We start from the raw sequence: 10,183 nt of genomic DNA, 5'->3' as shown, positions 1-10,183 counted from the left end.
GATTGGAGCAAAAGGCGAAGACTCCTCGAAAATGCTACGCATTTTCTTCGTGCGATGTTTCGCTGCCGAAGCCTTCCTTGTCCTGAGGGAGATAGCGCTAGGTGGAGACCCCACAGGCGTAGCCGAGGAGGCTCCAGGAGGGCCCCTAGGAAAGCGAAGCCATTTGCGGAAAGGAACAGCGGGTTTTAACTGAGCCTCTAATAAATGAAAAAGGATTGCCTCCGTGAAGAAGGCAATCCTTTTTTTACATTTATTTATTTTCTTTTTCTTCAGTTTGTTCAATAGAGGCAGCTGCTTCTTCGTGTATCCAGTTTTCTTTTTGTGTTTCTTCGTCATCGGAATGGTAAGAGACGGTGTCTTCTTTTAATTCCTCGTACTGTAGGTTTTCATCTGTGTGGTCAAACTCTTCTACTGGAAGTTCTTTCTCACCTTCCACTGTAAACTGACTGACTTCTTCTTGAAGTTCATTGGCTATATCCGATAGGGAAATAGCTGCTTCGTTCACTTGTTCAATAGCGACTATTTGGTGTTCGCTCGAAGCACTTACCTGTTCTGAAGTTGCGGCTGCCTCTTCAGAAATATAATGGACTTCTGATAGTTTTTCTTCAAGCTGCTTGTTTGATTCTGTTACATGTACAATAGCTTCCTGCACATCATCTACTTTATTGTTAATCTCCATAACATTTCCGGCAATTTTTTCAAAAGATGTTTTCGTTTGATTTACAGACTCCTGTTGGAGATCCCTGTATTCGTTGAATTGTAGAGCGTCATCTGAAAGCTTGCCCATTTGCTTGCCCATTTCTGTAACGAGTTTTTTAATAGACAATGCTTCATGTTTGGAGCGTTCCGCTAATTTTCTAACCTCTTGTGCAACCACGGCAAAACCTCTACCAGCGTCACCTGCACGAGCAGATTCAATGGCAGCATTAAGTGCTAGCAAGTCCGTGTTTTCGGCGATTTCCTGAATGGTAGCGACAATAGAATTAATTTGTTGAGACTGTTTGGTAGCTTGTTGCACACGTTCCGTTAAGTGGTTGGCCAGTTTAAGGAATTGTTCAGAAGAGTTATATAGATCCTTTACTACTGTTAACCCGTCTTCTCCCATTGTTCTTGCATGATCAGCCTTAGTTTTAATGTCTATACTTAACTGATTCGCCAGTTCTACTGCGGATTTTACTCGCTTAAGGATTTCTGTACTTTCATCGAGATGAAGTGCCTGTTCACTCGATCCTATGGCTACTTGTTTGATGGCTTCGTTCACTTCTGTAGATTGAGCGGTCGTCTCTTCAGATATTGCAGCAAGGTTTTGAGAAGAGGACTGAAGCTTATCAGTCGCTTCCATGACTTTTAAAAGAGAAATCTGTACCTTTTCAGCCATGCTATTAAATGTTACTGCTAAGTCAGCCATTTCATCTTTCGTTGTAATGGGTACTCTATAAGCAAAATTGCCTTCTCCGATCTTGGATGCACCATCTTTTAATGAACGGATAGACGAGGCTATTTTTCTATTTAACAAATAGCCTGTAGAACTTAAAAACAACAATAATAGTCCGCTTATTATTAAGGTTAGCAACATAATGGTCTGAAGTCTGCGATTGGACTCCTCTTGAAGACTTGATTGTACATCCATCACCGCAGCTTCCACTTCATTTACACTTTGTTCAACCCCATTACTGATTTCTTCAAAACTTCTTATAAAGCCGTATGAAGAATTGTAGTTATTATATAGGTCGGTCATCGCCTGAACATAAGGATTGTAGAGTTCCAACAGGCCATTTTTTTGCGAATCTGGCAAATCGGTTGCGTCTAATTGCTCTTTGAATGTCTCAGCACTTTTCAGGAAATCTCTATATCTTGCTTCCTGTTTTGTCGCCAGGTATTGTTGTTCAAAAAGGCGAAGGTTCATAAGTGTAGCATTCAGTTCCTCACGATTGGCACCTCGTACATTTATAACCAAATTTCGGATGACACCGTTCATTTCCCCTTGAAGCCCGGTGAATTCTGTATAACCTATCTCTTTATACAGTTCTTCTAAAGGAACAAATTCGTTCATATAATCGGAAGCTGCTGTTTCAATTTGTGCAAACCGACTAGCGATTTCTTCATATTCTGCGAACTGCTTCTTCATTTTTGCTGCTTCCTGCTTAATATTTTCAAGGTTTTCCTTCATTACGCCGGAAGTTTCGTCACTTGGTACCCGTAAGAACTCCTGTTCATTTTTCCTAGTGTCTGAAAAAGCGAATTTTATTTCTTTACTACCATTCACAGCTTCAAACAGAGCGGCTTCTTGCTCTTTTGCGGTGGATTGCGTAAAGTAGAAAAAGAAATTGAATAGCAATACGATGATGAGCCCTGTAATGGCAGTTAATAAAATAAATCTAACTCTACCTCTAATTGTTTTCATGTTACCCCCCTAAAACATAAAAGACTTTCGAATTTTATATGTTTTGTTAAAAGTCTGATATTTTAAAGTAATTATAGACATAATTCTACAAAATCCACAACAACCTTTTAACAAAAGCTAGAATATTCTACTAGTATATATCGACTATGATTCGGTATTATTAATGTAATAGAGGTAGGAAATATAAAAAGGAATGAGTGAGAATATGAAATCTTTTTTACATAAAAAAGGAGTGACCCTTTCTCCAAGGGTGTACTTTATTGATGGCCTAAGTTATATGGCTCTTGGACTCTTCTCCTCGCTGATAATTGGCCTGATTATTAAAACAATCGGAGATCAGGCAGGATGGAGTTTCTTCACAGATATGGGTATATTGGCAATGAGTTTAATGGGTCCGGCAATTGGGGCGGCTGTAGCATATGGACTGAAAGCGCCTCCGTTGGTGTTGTTTTCTGCGCTTATTGCCGGGGCGGCCGGGGCCCAATTAGGAGGACCTGCCGGTAGTTTCGTTGCAGCATTATTGGCTACCGAAGTCGGGAAGATGGTCTCAAAAGAAACGAAAGTGGATATTCTGGTGACGCCTTTTGTAACGATACTCACAGGATTTCTTGTTGCAACCTTTATAGGTCCTCCAATAAATGCCGGTATGAATTCATTAGGTTCTGTAATCATGTGGGCCACTGAACAACAGCCTATTGTAATGGGTATCTTAGTAGCCGTAATGATGGGTTGGGCATTAACGGCTCCCATTTCAAGTGCGGCAATTGCTTTGATGTTAGGGCTTGAAGGAATTGCGGCCGGAGCGGCAACTATTGGTTGTGCAGCTCAAATGGTCGGATTTGCTGTTAGCAGTTACCGCGAAAATAAAATGTCAGGGCTATTAGCATTAGGTATTGGGACTTCCATGCTTCAAGTACCGAATATTATTAAAAACCCTATGATTATCATACCGCCAACGATTGCAGGTATGATATTTGCCCCGTTAGGAACGACCATTTTTCAAATGACGAATGTAAAAGAAGGGGCTGGTATGGGGACAAGCGGTTTGGTCGGGCAGATTATGACCTTTGCAGCTATGGGGTTCTCTGTGTCAGTCCTAGTAAAAGTCTTGTTACTTCACATTTTGGGTCCAGCTGTGGTAAGTTTAGCTGTATCAGAGTGGATGAGAAAGAAATCTTTCATTAAAGATGGCGACATGAAAATAAATATTGGAGGGTGACGTTTTGATGGAAAAGTTACAATCGATAGAGCAATTCAACCAATTGAAAAGTGAGAAAAATGTTGTGTTTATGTTTTCTGCGGACTGGTGTCCAGACTGTCGTGTCATTGAACCTGTATTGCCTGAGATTATGGAGAAGTTTAATGAGTACACGTTTATTTACGTGGACAGAGACAAGTTTATTGATCTCTGCGCTGAATTGAGTGTATTTGGAATTCCAAGTTTTGTTGGGTTTAAAAATGGAGAAGAAGCAGGGCGTTTTGTAAGCAAGGATCGTAAAACGCAAGAAGAGATTGAAGCATTTGTTGCTTCGTTATAATTTACAAAGGAGCAGGCAATCACGGTGTCCCGTGGGTGCCTGCTCCTTTTCTTTTACTTAGTTCTTTTACTTAGTTCTTTTTCTTTTTACCTTTTTTCTTGCCATTATTTCCATCATTGATGAAAAGCTTACCATCTGCAATGGCACGAGTCACATTACCGAAGTCATCAGATACTTTAACTTCGATTTCTGCTCCACTTGCCACGACGCTAGAAGTTGCAGTCCAATATCCTACATAATAGCCAGGAGATTGTTCCATTAATGGAAGTTCAACCGCATTGTTTAGATTATAGTTTCCATCGTTGCCTTGCATCATCATAGAAGCATTTGTTAATGGCATACGGATAGAGAATGTTGCACGCAGGCCTTCTTCACTGTTAAATTCAATCTTCACAGATTCTCCTGCACTTAAATGCTTATCTTCCGTTGGCTTTAGATTTGTAATTTCTGGCGCATCGTAATTAGCATAAATCGTTACATCTTGTCTCTTACGGTTGCCAGCTAAGTCCTGAGCAATAACACGAATGTTATTTTCACCGTTTTCAAGCATTACTCTTAAAGAGTATTTGCCATCTTCAACAGTGGCTTTCTTCCCGTTGACTTTTACAAAATCAAGGTTTTCATCTGCTACTGTACCTGTTACGGTAACCGTTTCACGGTTCGTTTTGGAACCATCTTCAGGGCTTGTAATGGCAAGTTCAGGTTTAGCCTGATCCAGAACGATAGTGAGAGGTGCTGATTCCTCCGTCTCGCCAGTTTCAGTGGAAGATTTAGCTGTCAACACGTTTTCTCCATTAGCCAGTTCAATATTTACAGCAAACGTACCTTCATCGGTAGCGGTAGTAGTTGCAATTTCTTCGCCGTTGTTCATCACATGAACCGTTGTAGTTGGTGAAGCGCTACCTTCCACCGTTACAGCTGATTCATTTGTGTATGTTCCATCGGCAGGAGAAGTAATGGTAGGCGCTGTCACTTCAAAGTTAACCAATGCACGAATCATGTAGTTACCTTCTTCTTCAGGAGCAGGAGACCATGCGCCGCCAACATACTGCCAGCTGCGACCAGCGTTTTCTCCATCTTCATCTGTTCCAAGTCCAGGAGCATTCGGGTTCGGTTGAGACTGGATATACACCATGTAGAAGTCTTGTTCTACAATGATTCCATGCTCAGCCAAGTCAACAGTTGTCCATTCGCCAGAACGAAGTGCCGTTCCATTAAATGGTCCAGCAAGTTTGGATCCAGGTGCTCCGTCAGTGCCAGATGCATCCCAAACCTCTACTTTAAAGTCTGTACCACCAGGAGTTGGCCATGTAGTATCCCAGAATCGGAATAATCCACCAGTGACAAGTGCACTGTTTTGTCCTTCAGGTAGGGACATTTTTACAGCCCATCCGTTTCCGGCATCATAGAATGCGCGGGCATTCTCAGCAGTACCATCGTCATAGCTTATTTCACCAGGGTAGCCAATGAATGGGCGTAATTCGATGTCAAGCTCTGATGTAGCATCTCCTTCAATGGAGATTTCCACATTTTCACTGTAATAAGAAGGAGCCATGACACGTAGTGTGTAGTCGCCTTCGTAAGCAGTAATTGAGAAGTTGCCGTTTTCATCAGTTGTTACAGGCGCAATAGCTGCATCCTCAACAAGCATCAATGTTGCATTGGAAACAGGTTCACCTGTAGCGCTATTTGTTACAGTACCAGTAACAGTTCCTTGTGCAATTTCGTCTAAGATAAAGTTTGCAGTCGCCTCACCGTCTGGGGCGATTTCGACTGTTTGCTGAGCTGGGTGATATCCATAAGCTTCAGCTTGCACAGTGAATGTGCCTGCTGCGTGTAAAAGTTCGTACTGTCCGTTAGCGGGGTTTGTGTTAACAGAGCGATTTGTTTCCAATACAGTAACTTGTGCATGTAACGGAAGTGCCGCAGGGTTAACATCTTCTTTCACTGATTCTTCTTTTTCAGGAGTAGCAACCGGATGGATCTTATCCGGATTTACTTGCTCCTCTTTTACTTCCACCTTCTCTTCTTTCATTACTTCAAGCTGAGTGGAAGCAGACTCTGTTGCATTAGATTCTGCAGATAATGCTATATCGTCAATGTACCAACCCGTGCGCACAACGCTTCCGTCTGTTGTAACGTTAAAGCCAATGTAAATGCGTTGACCAGCATATTCAGAAAGGTCAACTTCTCTAGCAGTCCAGCTTTCGCTGATCCCATCAAAACGTAGAAGTTGTGTCCAGTTTTCTTGGTCTGTGGAGACAAATACATGAGCAAAATCGTAACGAGTTTCTAAGTTGAACCAGTTCATGAACTGAAGGTATGCTCCACTTTCTTCAGGCAAGTCGATAGGAGGCATCACAAGAGTCATGTTTGCACGGTTACCGTAGTTGCCTTTAAGGTTTGTTCCATAAACTTTTTCACCAGAGTTTGCTCCAGAAGGACCTGCAGACGGAACGCCCCACTGCCATGTGTTTTCAGCACCGAAGGAATACCAGCCCACCGGATCTGATTCAAAGTCTGTAGAATAACCAACTGTAATACCTGGCTGAACGGTAACTTCGTACGTATCGGAAGTCACTTCATTGCCACCAAAGTCAACAATGTGAAAGCGGTAAGATACGGAAGGTTCACCAATGTCATCACCTGGAATGGATGCAGTATAAGTAGCGTCATTGTAAGAGCCAGATGCACGTTCTGCCGCAAGATCTACCCACTCACCAGCAGTGTTCTGATATTGCAATGTTACAGAAGAAATACTTACATTATCCTGAACATATATGCTTAAAGGAAGGCTCATGCCAGAATACGTTTCTGCAGGAGCTGTATGTTCGAAAGTTGGAGCTTCGCTATCTTCTCCATCCTTTGCAACTTGCCCTTTGATTTTTCCAAGACCGGAAATGATGGAAGATACCGCATCAAAGGCATTGACGATACCGTGGCCATATCCGTTGTTTGGAGAGTCAGGGAAGTTAGAGTCGGTTCTAGCTGTTGCAGTAGTCATTAAGATTTCCTCAATGTCTGCTACAGTTAAGTTAGAATTTACTTGTTTAAGTAGCGCTACCACACCAGCCACGTGCGGGCTTGCCATGGAAGTTCCACTTGCAGCACCATATTCGCTTCCAGGGAATGAGGAACGAATTCCAACTCCAGGAGCGGATACTTCAGGCTTGATTTCTTCGTAAGGAGATGGACCTTGTAAAGAGAAGCTAGCAAGGTTCATGTTCACATCTGTCGCACCAGTAGCAAAAGATTCCGGATAGTTACCAGGAGTGGAAACGGAACCAGGACCACCAGGGTTTCCAATACGTGTATTTCCAGCTGCGAAAGCTGGGAAGATATCAGCTGCTACCCATGCTTGTACCATTGGACGATACCACTCATCTAAGCCAGGTCCGCCTCCCCAAGAATTGTTGACAACGTCTGGAGCCATTGCAGGGTTCGGATTTCCGTTTGCATCCTTTGGAGCTAAAATCCATTCACCAGCTGCAAGTAGTGCAACGTCCGTACCACCAGATGGAGTAAATGCTTTAACGCCGATCCATTTTGCTCCAGGAGCAACCCCAACTTGGTTAGATCCATTCGGCTCGGAACCGACCATTGTACCTGTTACGTGGGTACCGTGACCGTCATCATCGTAAGGAGTGGACTGGTTTGCAGGAGTAGCGTCAAACCAATTGTACTCATGATTTGCACTACCACCATTGTAGCCGCGGTATTTTTCCATTAATGCCGGGTGATCCCACTGGACACCAGTATCAATGCTTGCGACTACAGTACCGTGACCGTCAACACCCATTTCCCATGCTTGAGGTGCACCGATTTGAGCAACACCCCACTCGATGTTCTCGAGATTTGCAGCAGGCTTTTCCTCTACTTGTATTTCAGTTGAAGCGGCCGATTCAGCTGACGGGTCCAACTGACGTACTTCGTTTGGTAGAAGTTTTTCAATTTCTGGGAATCTAGCAAGCTCTTCCATTACTTCTTTCGTAGCAGTAACGGCCATTCCGTTAACTACATAGAAGGATTGGATGTCCTTTGCTTTTCCTTCTGCTACCGCTTTTTCAAGATACTCTTTTACATTGGCTTGGGTTTCGATTGATGTTGCTCTTAACTCAGATACAACAGCATTTCGCTTCATCAGTTTTTCTTGTCCAGCAGAAGCTTTTTGAGCCTGTGCCGTTTTCACAGCTTTAGCAGCTACTGCTTGTGTATCTACCTGTTCTTTAAATTTGATAAGGAAGGTAACTTTTTCCCCATCTTTAGAAAACTGTGTAGATAAACGATCCGTTATTTTACTTGCCATCACTTCTTTAGATTCACCCAAAGAGACGGAAGCTTTTGTTCCTTGTGCAGAAGCTGTACCAAAGTTAAAGCTTGGGGCGATCAATAATAAACACATAATGATACTGAATACTCTAGCAAAATTACGCTTGTTCTTCCTACTCATTCAACATCCCCCTTTAAAATGATATACAAAAAAACCGACGAATCTTCCCCCCTTTTCGTTAAGAAAATGTCCACCTGCCACTACAGAAGGTAGAGTCTTACGCTATGTAGGAGTATCTCGGTGACAATTAAAGATTAATAAAGTGTGTAGAAGAATAGTGTCGAAAAAGAAAGATAAATATCAGAATATTCTAAAAATAGTTCATTGGTTTGAGACGCGTTTTTCATGATAGTAAATTGGTAGAGGTTGGATAAAAAGTGACAAAACGAAGTAAAATTGTTAAATAATTCTATTATATAGGAATTTCTATTATATACAGTCGTAAATAACAAGTGGATGGGTAATAGTGGAAATGTCCTAGTGGGTGCACTTAAATGACATCCAATAAAAAAACAAGCAAAATCTACTAGGCACCCTATTCCTAAAAGAATAAAGGAAGCTAATATGAGCACTAAGGTTCAGCCGATTAATAAGCATTTAAGGTCTTTTGGTGGATAAACGGAAGGTATAAAGGGGTATGGAGTCTATGTATAGAGAAAATGAAGATGGAACATGGAATGTGGGACATTCTTTCTGTAAAACAGACTTCGACAATTACATTCTTCCATTGATTTGTTGTACAATAAAGGGTAAGCAATAAAGAGAAAGGATTGTTTCTCATGGAAAAAATGACAGTACTACAAATAAAACGATTAATGGAAGAGAAGTTATCCCATCCAAACTGGGTATTTACATATGATCGAGAAAAAGAATCCTTACGAGTGGAGGATAAGGAAACACGAAAGGGAATTTCTATCGCACTCCAGGGTGTGCTTTCAAAATACGAACAAACAAATGACTTAAATGCGATTGAAGAGTATGTGTACTATGTCAAAGAAGCGCTAACAAGCATGAAAATGCCTGTTCAATTAAATGGTGCTGAACGCCATATTTACCCTGTTATTCGCTCTACTTCATTCCCAACGACAAATAATGACATTCCGTTGGTTTATGATGAACATACAGCGGAAACTAGAATTTACTACGCAGTAGATTTAGGGAAATCCTATAAGTTGATTGATGAACAACTTCTTCAAAGAGAAAACTTAACCAAAAATACCATCAAAGAAATGGCCATGTTTAATGTAAGGTCGCTACCGACAAAAATGAAAGAAGATGTGGTGGCAGGCAATACCTTTTATTTTGTCCGTTCCAACGATGGTTACGATGCAAGTAGAATATTAAATGATTCTTTCTTGGATTCGTTTAAAAAGCAAGTGTCTGGGACAATGACGGTATCTGTCCCTCATCAAGATGTTTTAATACTTTCAGATATTCAAAATGAAGTAGGCTATGACATTTTAGCCGAATTGACCATGAGCTTCTTCGTAAATGGCAAAATCCCAATAACCGCCCTGTCCTTCCTGTACGAAGAAGGAGAACTAGAACCAATATTCATTCTTGGAAAAGACAACAAGAAAAACAAGTAAATATTTCCCCCAAGTTGACTGGAGTGCAAGGTGTGAGACTCCAGCGGGGGGGAAAGGTTGGTTGAGACCCCGCAACGAAGGAGGCCACTGAAAAACCGATAAAGTAAAGTTTTTATTAATTCCTAGCTGGTGATTGGAGCAAAAGGCGAAGACTCCTGAGGGAGATAGTGCTAGGTGGAGACCCCGCAGGCGTAGTGTACTGAACCCTTAAAACTGGACACATATTTTCTAAGCAGCTTGCTCAAATCTAGCTCGATAAGCTACTGGACTTTTACGTTTTAATCTTGATTTTATTCTCAGGTGGTTGTAGTAAAGGATGTAC

General features: G+C 41.7%; 5 protein-coding genes. 3 read left to right on the top strand and 2 right to left on the bottom strand.

What is annotated here, in order from left to right; translation table 11 throughout:
- Positions 1-250: 250 nt before the first annotated feature.
- Complete coding sequence (locus HF078_RS05395) at positions 251-2,404, bottom strand: methyl-accepting chemotaxis protein (RefSeq protein WP_169290217.1); 2,154 nt, start codon at positions 2,402-2,404, stop codon at positions 251-253.
- 205 nt (positions 2,405-2,609) lie between these two features.
- On the opposite strand from HF078_RS05395, the gene HF078_RS05390 reads away from it, so the two are divergent.
- The gene (locus HF078_RS05390; protein WP_169290220.1) at positions 2,610-3,623 is read left to right on the top strand and encodes a PTS sugar transporter subunit IIC; all 1,014 of its coding nucleotides are present in this window, start codon (positions 2,610-2,612) and stop codon (positions 3,621-3,623) included.
- 7 nt (positions 3,624-3,630) lie between these two features.
- A complete protein-coding gene (locus tag HF078_RS05385; protein ID WP_169290219.1) occupies positions 3,631-3,942 on the top strand; it encodes a thioredoxin family protein in 312 nt (103 codons plus the stop codon).
- 70 nt (positions 3,943-4,012) lie between these two features.
- On the opposite strand, the gene HF078_RS05380 is transcribed toward HF078_RS05385, so the two are convergent.
- A complete protein-coding gene (locus tag HF078_RS05380; RefSeq protein WP_169290216.1) occupies positions 4,013-8,392 on the bottom strand; it encodes a S8 family peptidase in 4,380 nt (1,459 codons plus the stop codon).
- 659 nt (positions 8,393-9,051) lie between these two features.
- On the opposite strand from HF078_RS05380, the gene HF078_RS05375 reads away from it, so the two are divergent.
- On the top strand, positions 9,052-9,861 hold the full coding sequence (locus tag HF078_RS05375) for a DUF1444 domain-containing protein (protein WP_205831531.1): 810 nt from the start codon (positions 9,052-9,054) through the stop codon (positions 9,859-9,861).
- Positions 9,862-10,183 lie beyond the last annotated feature (322 nt).

Source organism: Bacillus sp. RO2 (genome assembly GCF_012911845.1).
Taxonomy (GTDB): domain Bacteria; phylum Bacillota; class Bacilli; order Bacillales; family Bacillaceae_I; genus Sutcliffiella_A.
This window is presented reverse-complemented; position numbering and strand designations above follow the sequence as displayed.

Excerpts from the sequence above, each read along its gene's own strand:
- HF078_RS05395 (WP_169290217.1), bottom strand. The coding sequence starts at position 2,404 with ATGAAAACAATTAGAGGTAGAGTTAGATTTATTTTATTAACTGCCATT.
- HF078_RS05390 (WP_169290220.1), top strand. The coding sequence starts at position 2,610 with ATGAAATCTTTTTTACATAAAAAAGGAGTGACCCTTTCTCCAAGGGTG.
- HF078_RS05385 (WP_169290219.1), top strand. The coding sequence starts at position 3,631 with ATGGAAAAGTTACAATCGATAGAGCAATTCAACCAATTGAAAAGTGAG.
- HF078_RS05380 (WP_169290216.1), bottom strand. The coding sequence starts at position 8,392 with ATGAGTAGGAAGAACAAGCGTAATTTTGCTAGAGTATTCAGTATCATT.
- HF078_RS05375 (WP_205831531.1), top strand. The coding sequence starts at position 9,052 with ATGGAAAAAATGACAGTACTACAAATAAAACGATTAATGGAAGAGAAG.